The following is a 15,241-nucleotide window of genomic DNA, read 5'->3' on the forward strand; positions in this document are numbered from 1 at the left end:
CAGATGCGCCGTCCCCGACAGACTTTCTCAGGAGCAGCATGAAACTCGTCATCCAGATCCCGTGCCTGAATGAGGAGGAGACCCTCCCGCTCGTCCTGGAGACGATGCCGAAGGAGATCCCGGGCATCGACGAGATCGAGCTGCTCGTGATCGACGACGGCTCCACCGACCGCACGGTCGAGGTGGCCAAGTCGTACGGCGTGCGCCACTTCGTGCACCACACGCGCAACATGGGCCTCGCCCGCTCGTTCCGCGACGGCGTCGAGTACGCGCTCGGCGTCATGGGCGCCGACATCGTCGTGAACACCGACGGCGACAACCAGTACCCGCAGCAGATGATCGGCGACCTCGTGCAGCCGCTGCTGCGCGGCGAGGCCGACATCGCGATCGGCGACCGGCAGACCGCGACCATCGCGCACTTCTCGCCCTTCAAGAAGGTCATGCAGCGCGTCGGCAGCGAGGTCGTCAACTTCGCCGCCGGCACCGAGCTGCCCGACGCGGCGAGCGGGTTCCGGGCCTACTCGCGCAAGGCGCTCATCCGCCTGAACATCGTCACGCAGTTCTCGTACTGCATGGAGACGATCATCCAGGCCGGCAACAAGCGCCTGAAGATCGCGAGCGTGCCGATCACGACCAACCCGAAGACCCGCGAGTCGCGCCTGTTCAAGAACATCTTCCAGCACATGGCGAAGTCGGGACAGGCGATCATGCGCAGCTACATCATGTTCAAGCCGCACACGATCTTCACGACCCTCGGCGTGCTGCTCCTGGTCGTGGGCCTGATCCCGTTCCTGCGCTTCCTGATCCTGAACTGGATGGGCACCGCGGGCGACCACATCCAGTCGCTCATCCTCGGCTCGTCGCTGCTGGTCGGCTCGCTGCTGTCGTTCGCGCTGCTGATCATCTCCGACCTGCTGCGGACGAACCGCGTGCTGCTCGAGGACACCCTGCAGCGCCTCAAGGAGATCCAGTACGGCGAGGACGCGCGCCCGGCCGACGTGCGGCACGTGACCCTGCCGGGGCCGGCCGGCTCGGTGGTGGATGCGCCCACGGAGGACGCGGGATCGGCCCGGACGACGTCGTGATCGTCTCGTTCGGCACGTACGACGCGGTCAAGCACCCGCGCGTCGGCATCATCGTCGACGGCCTGCGGGAGCGCGGACTCGAGGTGCGGGAGCTGAACCGCCCGCTGGGCTTCAGCACGGCCGAGCGCGTGCGCATGCTGAAGCAGCCGTGGCGGCTTCCCGCGTTCGCGTGGCGCCTGCTGACGTGCTGGATCGCGCTCGCCCGGGACGCCCGCGCGCTGCGCCGCGCCGGCATCGTTCCCGAGGCCGTGCTCGTGGGCTACATGGGGCACTTCGACGTGCTCCTGGCGCGCCGCCTGTTCCGCCGGTCCACCATCGTCCTCGACCACCTGATCTTCGCGGGCGACACCGCGCAGGACCGCGGCGCCGAGGGCCTGCGCGTCCGCCTGCTGCGGGGCCTCGACCACCGCGCGCTGGCGGCCGCGGACATCGTGCTCGTCGACACGGTCGAGCACCTCGAGATGCTGCCCGATCGCTCCAAGGGCGTGCACGTGCCCGTCGGCGCGCGCGCCGAGTGGTTCGACGCCCGCCCGGCGACGGATGCCCCCGCCGACGGCCCGCTGTCGCTCGTCTTCTTCGGCCTGTTCACCCCGCTCCAGGGCGCGCCGACGATCGCCGAGGCTCTGCGCCGCGCACACCAGGCCGGAGCCGAGTTCACCGCCACGATCGTGGGCACGGGCCAGGACTACGACGCCGCACGCGCGGCGGCGGGCGACCTGCACGGCGTCACGTGGCTGGACTGGGTCGACGCGCACGAGCTGCCCGCGCTGGTCGCGCGGCACGACGTCTGCCTCGGCGTCTTCGGGACCTCGGGCAAGGCCCGCCGCGTGGTCCCGAACAAGGTCTACGAGGGCGCCGCGGCCGGCTGCGCGATCATCACGGGCGACACCGCGCCCCAGCGCGCCGCCTTCGGCGACGCCGCGCTCTACGCCGCGCCGGGCGACGCCGCCGCTCTGGCCGACGTGATCGCGGAGCTCGCGGGCTCGCGCGACCGCGTGACCGCCGCGCGCGCCGCCGCGGCCGCGGCCGCCGAGTCGTTCCGCGCGGTCGACGTCGTCGCGCCGCTCGTGGACCGGCTCGCGACGCGCGGCGGATCCGCCTGATGAAGCGCGTCCTCGGCGTCCTGCGCTCCCCCGCCGTCAAGTGGGCGTTCCTCGCGGTCGCGCTCGGCTTCGCGGCGTGGTTCGTCGCGAGCCGCTGGGAGGCGATCGCGGCCGCGCTGGCCCGTCTGCCCTGGTGGGCGCTCGTCGTCGCCCTGGTCGCGAGCGCCGTGTACGTGGGTCTGACCCTCGAGGCCTGGCGCGGCATCGTGCGCGACCTCGGGCACCCGCTGGCCGTGCGCCCCGCCGTGGCCCTGTTCGGCGTCAGTCAGCTCGGCAAGTACATCCCCGGCGGCGTGTGGAACATCGCCGCCGCCGCGGATCTGGGGCGCGCCCACGGCATCCCCGCCCGGCACTCGGTCGCCGCGATGACGATCGCGCTGCTGATCTCGCTGGTCTCGGGCGTCGGCGTCGGCGCGCTCGGGTTCGCGGTCGCGCCCACGCCCGCGCTCGCCGACTGGGCGTGGCTGATGTGGTTCGGCGTGCCGCTGCTCGTCCTGCTGATCCCGCCCGTCCTCAACCGGCTCATCGCCCTCGCGTGGCGCATCCTGCGCCTGGAGCCGCTCGACACCCCGGGCGGTTCGCTGTCCCCGCGCGGCGTCGCGGTCGCCACGGCCTGGTCGCTGCTCGCGTGGATCGTGGCCGGCGTCGCGGTCGCGGCTCTCGCGATCGGCCTCGGCGCCCCGGCCACGTGGCACACGGTCGTCCAGTGCATCGGCGGCTACGCGCTCGCGTGGGTGATCGGATTCCTGTTCGTGATCGCGCCCGCGGGCGCGGGCGTGCGGGAGCTCGTGCTCGCCGCCGCCCTCGCCGGCACGCTCGCCTCGGCCGAGATCGTCACGCTCGTGCTGCTGAGCCGGGTCCTGCTCACGGCCGTCGACCTCGGCTTCGCGGCCGTCGGCGGCGTCGAGACCCGGCTCGCCCGGCGACGCCTCGGCCGCACCGGATCGGCGGAGCCGGCATGAGCGCCCGCGTGACCCGCATCCGGGCGGTCCTGGAGCACGTCGCGCTGGTCCTCCTCGGGATCGGCGGGCCGTTCGCCTACGCCATGGCCTCGCCCATCTACTCCAGCGGCGACGAGGCCGCGCACGTCGACTACGCCTTCCAGGTGTGGCACGGCGAGCTGCCCGTGTTCGAGGAGGGGCTCGAGCTCGGCAACACGGTCGGAGTGCACCCGCCGGTTCAGTGGACCGCCCACCACCCGCCCCTGCTGTACCTCCTGCTCGCCCCGTTCGTCGGTCCGCTGGCCGACGCCGGGAACATCGAGGGCGCGGGCATGGCGGGCCGGATGGTGATGGTCGCTCTCTCGATCGCCCTCCTCTACGCGATCCGCGGCATCGCCCGCCTGCTGCTCCCCACCGTCGCGGGCATCGGCCTCGCGTCGGCGCTGATCGTCGGACTCTCGGTCTGGTTCGTGCGCCTGGGCGGCTCTGTCTACACCGACACGCTCGCCGCCCTCGTCAGCGCGCTCGCGTTCTATGCCCTGCTGCGCCTGGCCAGGGGCCGCACCCCGGTCCGGGACATCGTGCTGTTCGCCGTCGCCTGCGCGGGATGCGCGCTGACCCGCTTCTCGCTTCTGCCCGTGGCGGTGCTGTTCGCGGTCGCGGTCATCGTGATCGGTCACCTCCCCGGCCCCCTCCGCGCCCGGCACGCGTGGACCGCCGCGGTCGCGGCCGGGGTCGCGGTCGTGGCATCGTCCCTGTGGTTCTATCTGCGCAACATCGCGCTCACCGGCAACGCGAGCGGCGGTCACCCGGACTGGGCGGCCGAGCACACGCGACGCGTCGCCCGGCCCGTGCTCGAGGTCACGCGCGACCCCGCGTTCTGGACGCGCATGACCGAGCAGTTCTCGACCGGGACGTACCCGCCGCTCCCCCGCGCGCTCGAGACCCCGCTGCCGTGGACGCTGCTGCTGTTCGCGCTGCCGCTCCTGATCGGGCTCGTCGCGCACGTGGCCGGCGTCCTCCGCGAGCGCCGCGAACGCGCCGTGCGCCTGGTGATCCTCGCGACCGCCCTGTGCGCGTGCGGCGGCATCGCGATCATGCAGATCATGCATCACGCCGGCGGCGGTAGCGCGTTCGCGCGGTACTTCTTCGCGATGCTGCCGTTCCTGGCGCCGTTCCTGGCGCTCCCCCTGCTGTGGGCGCGCGCCCTGCCCCTGGCCGCGTGGACGGCGGTCCGCACGACGCTGCTGGGCCTCGAGATCGCGTCCACGCTGGCGCGCGAGCTGTCCGGTCCGCAGGCCGCCTTCTACCCGACGCCCACCTGGATCGGCTTCGGCGTCGCCGTGGCCGGCGCGTCGATCGCGCTCGGCGTCCTCGTCGGCGCACCGCGGCGGACGACGCCGTGACCGCCCCCGATCAGGCGGGCGACGCGCCGGAGCTGCCCGGCGGCGCCGAGCAGGCGATCGGCGGCGGCTCGGCACCCGACGGCCCGCTGCTGCGGCTCATCAAGGACCGTCGCGTGGCGTTCCTGCTCGTCGGCGCGATCAACACCGGCGTCGGCTTCGTCTGGTTCATCCTGTTCTCGCTGCTCGCGGCCGCCGTGTGGCCGGACGCGCCCTGGCGCATCTTCGTGATCATCACGTGCGCGCACCTGGCCAGCACCATCTCCGCCTTCGTGCTCTACCGGAGGCTCGTGTTCCGCGTCACGGGGCACCTGTGGCTGGACTTCTGGCGATTCCAGCTGGTGTACCTGACCTCGTTCCTGCTCAACCAGCTCGTCGTCCCGCCCCTGACGATCCTGCTGGGCATGAACGAGATCGTCGCGCAGTTCCTGTTCACGTTCGTGATCGCGGTGATCAGCTACGTCGGCCACAGCCGGTTCTCGTTCCACCGCAGGAAGGAGGAGCGATGAGCGCCGGCATCCGCCTCAGCGTCGTCGTGCCCGCCTACGACAACGGCCGCACGCTGGACGAGACGCTCCGCTCGATCCTCGACCAGGAGGTCGAGGGCCTCGAGCTGATCGTGGCCGACCACGCGTCCTCCGACGACACCCTCGACGTCATGCGGCGGTTCGCGGACGATCCGCGCGTCACGCTGCTCGAGACCGAGGCGGGCGGCGGCGCGGGTCGCAACTGGAACCGCGTGACCGAGGCGGCGCGCGGCGAGCTCATCAAGCTCGTCTGCGGCGACGACGTGCTGCGCCCCGGCGTGCTGGCGCGGCAGGCGGCGCTGCTCGAGACCACCGGCGCGGTGATGACCGCGTGCCGCCGCGATCTCATCGACATGAACGGCGACGTGCTCCTGGCCGGCTGGGGACTGCGGGGCCTGGACCGGCGCATGCCCGGCGCCGAGGCGGTGCGCCGGGCCGTGCGCGCGGGCTCCAACCTCTTCGGAGAGCCCGCCTCGGTCATGATGCGCCGCGACGTGCTGGCCCGCACGGGCGGCTGGTTCGACCGGTTCTCGTACCTGATCGACCAGGCGACGTACACGCGCGTCCTGCTGGAGGGCGACTTCGTCCCCGACCCCGAGGTGGGGGCCACGTTCCGGATGAGCGACTCCCAGTGGAGCGTCGCCCTCGCCTCCCGTCAGTCGGCCGAGGCGCGCGAGTTCCACGCGTGGGTGCGCGAGGCGCATCCGGAGGTCCTCTCGGGCCTCGACCGCCGCATCGGGGACGTCAGGGCCGCGCTCATGGCCCGCGCCCGGAGGCTCTCGTATCGTGTGCTGAAGAGGAGGATGCGATGACCGAGCCGTACGTGCACCGCATCAGCGTCGTGATCCCCGTCTACCAGGGCGAGCGCACCCTGCCCGGCGTCGTCGGGGAGCTGCGTCCCCTCACCCAGGGGTTCCGCACGCCCGGCGGCCGCCTCGCGCGCGTCGAGGAGGTGCTGCTGGCGCACGACCGGGGCCCCGACCGCTCCGACGCCGTGATCCGCGAGCTCGCGAGCGGCGACGAGTGGATCACCCCCGTGTGGCTGAGCCGCAACTTCGGCCAGCACGCCGCGACGCTCGCCGGGATGGCGGGCTCGGGCGGCGAGTGGATCATCACCATGGACGAGGACGGCCAGCACGACCCGGCCGACATCGGCGTGCTGCTCGACGCCGCGCTCGACGAGCAGGCGGACCTCGTCTACGGAGCGCCGGTCAACCGGCCCCCGCACGGGCTGATGCGCAACACCGCCTCCCGCGCGTCGAAGCGCGTCCTGCAGACCGTGTTCGGCGGCGGCAACGCGGCCGAGTTCAACAGCTTCCGGCTGGTGCTCGGCGAGATCGGCCGCAGCGTGGCCGCGTATGCGGGCACCGGCGTGTACCTGGATGTCGCCCTCGGCTGGATCGCCGCCCGCACCGCCACGGCCCCCGTGACGCTGCGCGAGGAGGGCGACCGCCGCTCGGGTTACTCGTACCGGCGCCTGTTCGGGCACTTCCTGCGCATGGTCCTCACCTCGGGCACGCGCGGGCTGCGCATCGTCACGCTGACGGGCACCTCGGTGTTCGTCGCGGGCCTGCTGTTCGCGCTGTACCTCGTGATCGCCCGGCTCGCCGGCGTCGTGAACGAGCCCGGCTGGACGTCGCTCATGGTGGTGCTGCTGCTGGGAATCGGCGTGATCCTCGTCGCGCTCGGCATCATCGCCGAGTATCTCGGAGTCGCCGTGAGCACGGCGCTCGGCAAGCCGTCCTACCTGATCGTGCGCGATCCGGCCCTCGGCCCGCTCGCGCACACCGAGCGCGTGGCGCACGAGGGATCGACGGCCCGGACGTCGTGACCGTCCGGCGCTGGATCATCGGCCGGGGGCTGCTCGGCAGGGCGGTCGCGCGCGCGAGGTCCGAGGCGGCCTTCGCGGTCGACGTGCCCGACTGGGACGACGGCGGCGGCACGAGTGCGGTGCTCGCGCGCGCGCTGCGGCGCTTCGTCGAGGCGGCCGGTCCGGACGAGCGCCTCGAGATCTCGTGGACGGCCGGCCGCGCGGTCACGTCGACGCCGCCCGAGCGCGTCCGGGCCGAGGTGGACGTGTTCCGCCGGTTCGTCGCCGAGCTCGCCGCCCTCCCGCCCGCGGCGCGGGCCCGGCTGACGGTCGTGCTGGCCTCGTCCGTCGGCGGCGCCTATGCCGGCTCCCGGGGCGCGCCCTTCACGGAGGCCACACCCGTCGCTCCCGCCTCGGCGTACGGCGAGGGCAAGCTCGCGATGGAGGCGGCGCTCGCCTCGGCGACCGCGGAGGGCGGATGGACGTCGCTGGTCGCCCGCGTCACGAACCTGTACGGCCCGGGCCAGGACCTCGCGAAGGCGCAGGGCCTGATCTCGATCCTCACCCGGGCGCACGTCGCCGGGGTTCCGGCATCGATCTACGTGCCGCTCGACACGCTCCGCGACTACGTCTACGAGGACGACGCGGCGCAGATCCTCTCGAGCGCCGCGCTGCGCGCCGCGGCGACGGCGCCGGGCACCACCACCGTGAAGATCGTCGGCAGCGGCCGCGCCGTGTCGATCGGCGCCCTGATCGGGGAGCTCCAGCGGCTGAACCGCCGCCGCGGCTTCATCGTGCTGGGCCGCGGCGATCCGCGGGGTCAGGCCCTCGACCTGCGCGTGCGCTCGCGGGTGTGGCCCGACCTGGACGGTCTGGCCCGCACCCCCCTCCCCGAGGGGCTCAGCCGCGTGTACGCGTCGCAGCTGGCGACGTGGGCGCGGCGCCCCGTGGCCGGCTGAGGCCCTGCGGGCGCAGGCGACGCGCCACGAGCCATCCGGCGGCGGTCAGCACGCCGAGCAGCGCGGCTCCCGCCAGCAGCGGCAGTCCCGGCGGCAGGAAGCGGACCGTGACCACGTCGCCGGGCGCGGCGCCCGAGACGTCGACCGTGAGCAGCCAGTCGCGCACCGGCTCGGCCTTCGCCGCGCCGTCGACGGCGTAGCCGGGGTAGTCGAGTCGGCTGAGCACCACCCGGCCGTCCGATCCCACCGAGTCGACCCGGAAGCTCACGGACGTGTCGGTCGCCTCGAGCTCGGAGACCTCGGTGCCCTCGCCCGACCACACGACGCCTCCGGCTGCCGGGAGCACCTCGTCCCGCCGGAACAGCCAGGTGTGCTCCCCCGCCTCGGCGAGGTGCCAGCCGGCCGGGGGCTCGGGCTGATCCCGGTAGGTCGCGCGCATCGCGATGACGGTGCTGACGCCCATCAGGTCGCTGACGCGCTCGCCCGTCGACTCGTCGACGCTCCACAGCGTCGAGAGGCCGTCGCCGCACGTCTCACCCCGCAGGTCCATGCAGAAGTCCTGCACGAATTCGGAGTACGGCAGCACCGTGTAGAGGTTCGACACGTCGGTGTCGCTCAGGTACCAGAGGTTGGCGAGAAGGCGCTCGCGCCAGGAGGCGGGATCGCCCGCCCCCGCGCTCGCGCGGCCCACGACCATGGCGTCGCCGTACGACTCGCCGTCGGCCTCGCTCAGCACCTGCCGCATCTCGCCCACCGTCGGCACGGCGCCGCCGGGAAGCGGGGTCGCCGGCATCGCGACGATCTGCAGCGCGACGGTGACCGCCGTCACGCCGAGCGCACCGGCGACGAGCGCGAAGCGCCGCGCGTCCTCGCGCCAGGGCCGGGTCGCCACGCGGCGGATCGCCCACAGCAGCGCGAGCTGCGCGACCGCCGTGGCGACGATGCCGCGCCAGTCCAGCGGCACGTTCCCGAGGTTCACGAGCGCGAGCACCGCGATCAGCGCGACGGTCCAGCGCATCCGGCGCGCAGAGAGCTCGCCCCACTTCGTGCGGGTGGCGGCGACGGCGAGCAGCACCAGCAGGGCGAGCGCCAGGTAGGGGATGAACCGCAGCGGCCAGCGGATGGGGCCCATGTGGCTCGGCGCCAGCACGGCGACGAGCGCCGCGGAGCCGATCGCCAGCAGCGGGATGCAGCGGCGGAGGGCGGCGCGCGACATCGGCAGCACGAGCAGGGCGAACGGCAGCAGCCAGGCGATGTACACGAGGGGCGCGTCCGTGACCTCGCCCGTCCACAGCATGACGCCCTTCTCCAGGACGCCCTCGGGGGCGCGCACCTCGCCGTCCCAGGTCCGGATCGTGCCGGTGAAGGTGGGGCCGGCGGCACCGGCGAGATCCGTCAGATCGGCGTTCAGGAAGAACCAGTTGCGAACGACGAACGAGCCGCGGTCGGTCACGGGGGCGGTGAGGATCCCCGGCAGGTACACCACGACGGTCCAGGCGGCGCCCCACACCGACGCCAGCAGGCTCCGGACGATCCGCCCGCGGTCGCGCATCCACACGGCGCGCACGAGCGACTCGACCAGCACGCCCACGAGCACGATCACGCCGAAGATGTACCCGAATGTGATGAGGACGTAGCTCGCGACCAGGTACGGGATGGGCGACCGCGACGCCTCCACCGCGCGCCGCAGGGCCCACCACACCCACGGCAGCAGCGCGGAGTTGAACAGGCCGGTCGACCAGGAGGCGGCGTCCATGTAGACCGTGAAGCCGCACAGCGGCACGAGCACGGCGGCGAGCGCCGCCCACGGCCGCGCGGCGGTGAAGGAGCGCGCGAGCAGGTACACGCCCATGGTCATCAGCACCAGGAACGCGATCTTGACGACGGTCGCGAACACAACCGGGTCCTCGCAGGCCCGCGCGCCCAGCGCGATCAGCCAGTTGAGCGGGTTCAGCAGCGCCCACTGCCCCTCCGCCAGGTAGTTGCCCGCCTGCCACGCCGACGGCTCGAGGAGCGGGAGGCGCCCCTGCCGCAGCAGGTCGCCGAGCTGCCACCACTGCCCGAAGGATCCGAGCTGCGTGTCGTCGGCGAAGTAGAAGCGCGGATTCCCGGCGAGGCGCGCGAGCGCGAACACCAGCGTGGCGGCCGCCGCAGCGATCGGCCAGCCGATCCTGCGGACACGTCTGCTCACGGAACCCGATGCTAACAACCGCGCCTCCCAGGGATGCGGACAAGCGCATATGACACGATGGTCGGGTGAAGGGCATCATCCTCGCCGGTGGTTCGGGCACGCGTCTGCATCCGATCACGCTCGGCGTCTCCAAGCAGCTCGTTCCCGTGTACGACAAGCCGATGGTGTACTACCCGCTGTCGACGCTGATGCTGGCGGGGATCCGGGACATCCTGGTGATCACGACGCCGCACGACGCGGCCGCGTTCGAGCGGCTGCTCGGCGACGGCTCGCAGTTCGGCGTGAACATCACGTTCGCGCAGCAGCCCTCACCCGACGGCCTGGCCCAGGCCTTCACGATCGGCGCGGACTTCATCGGCGACGACAAGGTCGCGCTGGTCCTCGGCGACAACCTGCTGTACGGCCCCGGCCTGGGCAGCCAGCTCAAGCGCTTCGCCGACGTCGACGGCGGAGCCGTGTTCGCGTACTGGGTCGCCGAGCCGCAGGCGTACGGCGTGGTCGAGTTCGACGCCGACGGCAAGGCCGTCTCCCTGGAGGAGAAGCCCGCCGCCCCCAAGAGCAACTACGCGGTCCCCGGCCTGTACTTCTACGACAACGACGTGGTCGAGATCGCCCGCAACCTCAAGCCGTCCGCGCGGGGCGAGTACGAGATCACCGACGTGAACGCCGCCTACCTGGAGCGCGGCAAGCTCAGCGTCGAGGTGCTGCCCCGCGGCACCGCCTGGCTCGACACGGGCACGTTCGACCAGATGACAGACGCGGCCGACTACGTGCGCACGATGGAGCGCCGCACGGGCCTGAAGATCGGCGCGCCCGAGGAGGTCGCCTGGCGGCAGGGGTTCCTCTCGGACGACGAGCTGCGCGAGCGGGCGCAGAAGCTGGTGAAGTCGGGGTACGGCTCGTACCTCCTCGAGGTTCTGGAGCGTGGTCGCTGATGTCGAAGCTTCTTGTCACCGGCGGTGCCGGGTTCATCGGGTCCAACTTCGTGCACCACGTCGTCGAGCACACCGACCACCACGTGACGGTGCTCGACAAGCTCACCTACGCGGGCAACCTCGCCTCGCTCGAGGGCCTCCCCGAGGACCGCGTGCGCTTCGTGCAGGGCGACATCGCCGACGCCGAGCTGGTCGACGGCCTGTTCCGCGAGGTCGACGCGGTCGTGCATTACGCGGCCGAGTCGCACAACGACAACTCGCTGAACGACCCGCGCCCGTTCCTCGACACCAACATCATCGGCACGTACACGCTGCTCGAGGCCGCGCGCCGCCACGACGTGCGCCTCCACCACATCTCGACCGACGAGGTGTACGGCGACCTCGAGCTGGACGACCCCGAGCGGTTCACCGAGAGCACCCCGTACAACCCCTCGTCGCCCTACTCGTCGACCAAGGCCGGCAGCGACCTGCTGGTCCGGGCCTGGGTGCGCTCGTTCGGTGTGCGGGCCACGATCTCGAACTGCTCCAACAACTACGGCCCCTACCAGCACGTCGAGAAGTTCATCCCGCGCCAGATCACCAACGTGATCCGCGGCATCCGCCCCAAGCTCTACGGCACCGGCGAAAACGTGCGCGACTGGATCCACGCGGACGACCACTCCTCCGCGGTGCTGACCATCCTCGACAAGGGCGAGATCGGGCAGACCTACCTGATCGGCGCCGACGGCGAGGAGAACAACAAGGACGTCGTCGAGCTGATCCTCGAGCTGATGGGCCAGCCGCGCGACGCGTACGACCTGGTCGCCGACCGTCCGGGACACGACCTGCGCTACGCGATCGATTCCACCAAGCTGCGCACGGAGCTCGGCTGGCAGCCGCGCTTCCAGGACTTCCGCGCCGGTCTCGCGGACACCATCGAGTGGTACCGCGCCAACGAGGCGTGGTGGGCTCCGGTCAAGGACGGCGTCGAGGCGTTCTACGCCAGCAAGGGGCAGTGACGGCCGTGACGGAGCTGGGCAAGCAGCTGGCCGCGACGCCGACCGCCATCGAGGGGCTGCTGCTGTTCGACCTGCCCGTGCACGGCGACGCGCGCGGGTGGTTCAAGGAGAACTGGCAGCGCGAGAAGATGACCGCGCTGGGCCTGCCCGACTTCGGCCCGGTGCAGAACAACATCTCCTACAACGACCGGCCCGGCGTCACGCGCGGCATCCACGCGGAGCCGTGGGACAAGTGGGTGTCGGTCGCGACCGGCCGCGTGTTCGGCGCCTGGGTGGACCTGCGCGAGGGCCCCGGCTTCGGCAACGTCTTCACGGCCGAGATCGACCCGTCCACGGCGATCTTCGTGCCGCGCGGCGTGGCCAACGCGTTCCAGACGCTGGAGCCCGGCACGGCCTACACGTACCTGGTCAACGACCACTGGTCGCCCGACGCTTCGTACTCGTTCCTGAACCTGGCCGACGAGACCGTCGCCATCCCGTGGCCCATCCCGCTCGAGCAGGCGGAGATCTCCGACAAGGACCGCGCGCACCCGCGCCTTGCGGACGCCACGCCCGTCCCGCCCCGCCGCACGCTCGTGATCGGCGCGAACGGCCAGCTCGGCCGGGCCCTGCGCGCCCAGCTGGGGGACGCCGCGCACATCGAGTACGCCGGCCGCGAGGACCTGGACCTCACCTCCCCCGACCTGGCCGCCGCGCGCCGCTGGCGCGACTACGGCGTGATCGTGAACGCCGCCGCGCACACCGCTGTCGACGCCGCAGAGACCCCCGAGGGCCGCGCCGAGGCGTGGGCCGCGAACGTCACGGGCGTCGCGGCGCTCGCGCGCGTCGCGGCGCAGCACGACATCACGCTCGTGCACGTCTCGAGCGACTACGTGTTCGACGGCACTGCCGCCGAGCCGTACCGGGAGGACGACCCGATCGCCCCGCTGGGCGTCTACGGGCAGACCAAGGCCGCGGGCGACGCGATCGTCGCGACCGTGCCGCGCCACTACATCGTGCGCACCTCGTGGGTCATCGGCGACGGCGGCAACTTCGTGCGGACCATGGCGTCCCTGGCCGAGCGCGGCGTCGACCCCACGGTCGTCGACGACCAGACCGGCCGGCTCACGTTCACCGCGGACCTCGCCCGCGGCATCCAGCACCTGCTCGAGACGCGCGCGCCCTACGGCACGTACAACCTCACGGGCGCGGGCGAGCCCCGCACCTGGGCGCAGTACGCCGCCCGGGTGTACGAGCTGACCGGACACGACCCCGCCCGCGTCACGCCCGTCACCACTGCCGAGTACTACGCCGGCAACGACCGGCCCACCGCTCCCCGCCCGCGCAACAGCGTGCTCGACCTCACCAAGATCGAGGGCACCGGCTTCACCCCGCCGGACGCCGACGCGAGCCTCGTGCGCTACCTCGAGGCGACCCCGTGAGCCGCACCCGCCCGCCGGCCTTCCCGGTCGGCGCCGTCGCGCTCGCCCGTCCGCGGGACCCCCGCGCGGTGACGCGCATCTGGTGGATCGTCGCGGCAGGCGCCATCCTCGCCAACCTCGTCACGACCGCCATCGTCGGGCTGTCCGCGGACCAGCCGGCATTCCCGTTCGACGAGCTCCACCTGCTGCAGCTGGCGCGCCTGCTCGCGGGCGACCCGATGCCGGAGTACGGCTCCGCCGGCTACTTCCCCGGCTGGGGCATCCTGCTCACGCCGCTGTGGTGGTTCCTCGACGATCCCGACACCGTGTACCGCGCCGCGGGCATCATCGGCTGGGTGCTGGCCGCCGCGACCATCTGGCCGCTCGCGCTTCTCGTGCGCCGCATGCGCCTCGACCTGCCGCAGGCGCTCACGGTGGCGGCCGTCGTCTCCACGCTGCCCTCGCGCGCCATCCAGGCCGACTACGTCCTGAGCGAGCGGCTCCTGTTCCTGCTGGTCGTGCTGGCGGCCCTCGCGGCGTTCCGCCTGTTCGAGCACACCACGATCTGGCGCGCGGTGGTGTTCGCCGTCGCCGTCGCCGCGGTCTACCTGACGCACATGCGCATGCTGCCCGTCGTGCTCGCGAGCGGCGTCTGGCTCGTCGGCCTGCTCGTGAAGCGCTGGCAGGCCGCGCTGGCCGGCGGGCTCACGCTGGCCGTCGCCTGGTACGCGGTCGAGCGGATCGGCAACACGCTCAACGACGTGCTGCTCGAGTCGGAGCCGAACCAGAGCGAGTCGGTCATGAAGAACATCGAGAACTTCGTTCCCGGCTTCTTCGTCCGCGTCGCGCTCGGCCAGACCTGGAACCAGGTCGTCGGGTCGTACGGCCTGGTCGCGATCGGGTTCGTCGCGCTCGTCGTCCTCGCGTGGCGGGAGGTGCGCCGGTTCCGGATGGGCCGCGCGACCTGGCTGTTCGGGGTGTTCACGGCCTCCTGGCTGCTGTCGGTGCTCGCGTGGGCCAACGACTGGAACCTCTGGGAGAACCCGTGGCGCCGTCTGGACTCCTGGGTGTACGGCCGGTACCTCGACCCCGTGTCCGCGCTCGTCGTGGCGCTGGGCCTCGCCGTGCTGATCCGCGGCGTCCGCACCGGCGTCTGGGCCTGGGCGACCGCGGGCACCGCCGCCCTGTTCGCGCCCGTGCTGGTGTGGCTCGCCCCACAGGCGCCCACGTGGGCGCACGTGACGCCCGTGCACATCGCCGGCGTGCTCCCGTGGGGCTTCCTGCTGCCGACGGAGCCGTTCGATCCGGGCGTCATCCCGTCGTTCACGAACGAGAACCGGTTCTGGCTGTGGGCCTCGCTCACGGTGCTCGCGTGCCTCGTGGGCTATCTCCTCGTGCGGCGCTGGGCGCTCGTCGCCCCCGTCGCGGTCCTCGCCCTCGGCATCGCCGGCACGGCGGGCGCCGACGCCTGGTCCGACCGGTTCCGCGCGGGCGAGGAGATCCATCCCGCCGACACCGCCGCGTTCGAGGAGTTCGTGGCTGAGACGGGCGAGACCGAGATCGCGTACGACTTCTCCTGCGGCCGCCCTGGCGGCTTCCCCGGCGTGTACTTCAACAAGCTGGGATGGAGCATCCTGCCCGACGCGGTGGTGGACCGCGTCGACTCGAACGGGGAGCCGAACCCGCCGTACGACATCGTGGTGTCGTGCGTGGGCGACTCGAACCTGCGCGCCTCGGGCGCCCTGCCGGTCGAGGGCATCGAGTTCTACGCCAGCTGGGTCTGGATCATGCCCGGCGAGCTGCAGGACGAGCTGCGCGCCGAGGGCCTCCTGATCGACTGACGCCCTCCCCGCCGTCCGGCGGCCGCGACGGATCCGCCGTCGGCCGCC

General features: G+C 72.5%; 13 protein-coding genes. 12 read left to right on the plus strand and 1 reads right to left on the minus strand.

Annotated elements, in window-relative coordinates; translation table 11 throughout:
* The first annotated feature begins 38 nt into the window (after positions 1-38).
* Genes ASD19_RS07055 through ASD19_RS07090 form a run of 8 tightly spaced genes read left to right on the plus strand, consistent with a single transcriptional unit; the run spans position 39 to position 7,828 of the window.
* Positions 39-1,085 (plus strand): glycosyltransferase family 2 protein, encoded by a 1,047-nt coding sequence (locus tag ASD19_RS07055; RefSeq protein WP_082543036.1) that lies wholly within the window; start codon positions 39-41, stop codon positions 1,083-1,085.
* Positions 1,082-2,188: a glycosyltransferase gene (locus ASD19_RS07060; protein ID WP_055990273.1), complete on the plus strand. Its 1,107-nt coding sequence runs from the start codon at positions 1,082-1,084 to the stop codon at positions 2,186-2,188. The genes ASD19_RS07055 and ASD19_RS07060 overlap by 4 nt, the downstream gene beginning before the upstream one ends.
* A complete protein-coding gene (locus ASD19_RS07065) occupies positions 2,188-3,150 on the plus strand; it encodes a lysylphosphatidylglycerol synthase domain-containing protein (protein ID WP_055990276.1) in 963 nt (320 codons plus the stop codon). The genes ASD19_RS07060 and ASD19_RS07065 overlap by 1 nt, the downstream gene beginning before the upstream one ends.
* Entirely contained in the window at positions 3,147-4,535 is a 1,389-nt protein-coding gene (locus ASD19_RS14530; protein WP_055990279.1) for a hypothetical protein, read from the plus strand. The genes ASD19_RS07065 and ASD19_RS14530 overlap by 4 nt, the downstream gene beginning before the upstream one ends.
* Entirely contained in the window at positions 4,532-5,041 is a 510-nt protein-coding gene (locus tag ASD19_RS07075) for a GtrA family protein (RefSeq protein WP_055990283.1), read from the plus strand. Before ASD19_RS14530 ends, ASD19_RS07075 begins: the two co-directional genes overlap by 4 nt.
* Positions 5,038-5,871 carry a glycosyltransferase family 2 protein gene (locus tag ASD19_RS07080; protein ID WP_055990286.1) on the plus strand — a complete coding sequence of 278 codons (834 nt, stop codon included), beginning with the start codon at positions 5,038-5,040 and terminating at the stop codon, positions 5,869-5,871. The genes ASD19_RS07075 and ASD19_RS07080 overlap by 4 nt, the downstream gene beginning before the upstream one ends.
* Positions 5,868-6,890: a glycosyltransferase gene (locus tag ASD19_RS07085; protein WP_200941079.1), complete on the plus strand. Its 1,023-nt coding sequence runs from the start codon at positions 5,868-5,870 to the stop codon at positions 6,888-6,890. The genes ASD19_RS07080 and ASD19_RS07085 overlap by 4 nt, the downstream gene beginning before the upstream one ends.
* Positions 6,887-7,828, plus strand: a complete 942-nt coding sequence (locus ASD19_RS07090) for an NAD-dependent epimerase/dehydratase family protein (protein WP_055990289.1) — start codon at positions 6,887-6,889, stop codon at positions 7,826-7,828. The genes ASD19_RS07085 and ASD19_RS07090 overlap by 4 nt, the downstream gene beginning before the upstream one ends.
* Here the strand turns inward: ASD19_RS07090 and ASD19_RS07095 are convergent.
* Positions 7,770-10,019: a YfhO family protein gene (locus tag ASD19_RS07095; protein ID WP_156377132.1), complete on the minus strand. Its 2,250-nt coding sequence runs from the start codon at positions 10,017-10,019 to the stop codon at positions 7,770-7,772. The two genes, ASD19_RS07090 and ASD19_RS07095, sit on opposite strands and share 59 nt — an antisense overlap.
* A 65-nt stretch (positions 10,020-10,084) precedes the next feature.
* Between ASD19_RS07095 and rfbA the strand changes: the two genes are divergently transcribed.
* From rfbA to ASD19_RS07115, 4 genes are read left to right on the plus strand one after another with little or no spacing between them, the layout of a single operon-like run.
* Positions 10,085-10,954 carry a glucose-1-phosphate thymidylyltransferase RfbA gene (rfbA, locus tag ASD19_RS07100; RefSeq protein ID WP_055990295.1) on the plus strand — a complete coding sequence of 290 codons (870 nt, stop codon included), beginning with the start codon at positions 10,085-10,087 and terminating at the stop codon, positions 10,952-10,954.
* Positions 10,954-11,952, plus strand: a complete 999-nt coding sequence (gene rfbB, locus ASD19_RS07105) for a dTDP-glucose 4,6-dehydratase (protein ID WP_055990297.1) — start codon at positions 10,954-10,956, stop codon at positions 11,950-11,952. The genes rfbA and rfbB overlap by 1 nt, the downstream gene beginning before the upstream one ends.
* Before the next feature lie 5 nt (positions 11,953-11,957).
* The gene (gene rfbD, locus ASD19_RS07110; RefSeq protein WP_055990661.1) at positions 11,958-13,373 is read left to right on the plus strand and encodes a dTDP-4-dehydrorhamnose reductase; all 1,416 of its coding nucleotides are present in this window, start codon (positions 11,958-11,960) and stop codon (positions 13,371-13,373) included.
* Positions 13,370-15,193, plus strand: a complete 1,824-nt coding sequence (locus ASD19_RS07115; RefSeq protein WP_055990300.1) for a hypothetical protein — start codon at positions 13,370-13,372, stop codon at positions 15,191-15,193. The genes rfbD and ASD19_RS07115 overlap by 4 nt, the downstream gene beginning before the upstream one ends.
* Positions 15,194-15,241 lie beyond the last annotated feature (48 nt).

The organism is Microbacterium sp. Root53 (genome assembly GCF_001426925.1).
GTDB lineage: Bacteria > Actinomycetota > Actinomycetes > Actinomycetales > Microbacteriaceae > Microbacterium.

What these genes read in the sequence shown, in the direction of transcription:
- ASD19_RS07055 (WP_082543036.1), top strand. Translation starts at nt 39, where the DNA reads ATGAAACTCGTCATCCAGATCCCGTGCCTGAATGAGGAGGAGACCCTC.
- ASD19_RS07065 (WP_055990276.1), top strand. Translation starts at nt 2,188, where the DNA reads ATGAAGCGCGTCCTCGGCGTCCTGCGCTCCCCCGCCGTCAAGTGGGCG.
- ASD19_RS14530 (WP_055990279.1), top strand. Translation starts at nt 3,147, where the DNA reads ATGAGCGCCCGCGTGACCCGCATCCGGGCGGTCCTGGAGCACGTCGCG.
- ASD19_RS07080 (WP_055990286.1), top strand. Translation starts at nt 5,038, where the DNA reads ATGAGCGCCGGCATCCGCCTCAGCGTCGTCGTGCCCGCCTACGACAAC.
- ASD19_RS07085 (WP_200941079.1), top strand. Translation starts at nt 5,868, where the DNA reads ATGACCGAGCCGTACGTGCACCGCATCAGCGTCGTGATCCCCGTCTAC.
- rfbB (WP_055990297.1), top strand. Translation starts at nt 10,954, where the DNA reads ATGTCGAAGCTTCTTGTCACCGGCGGTGCCGGGTTCATCGGGTCCAAC.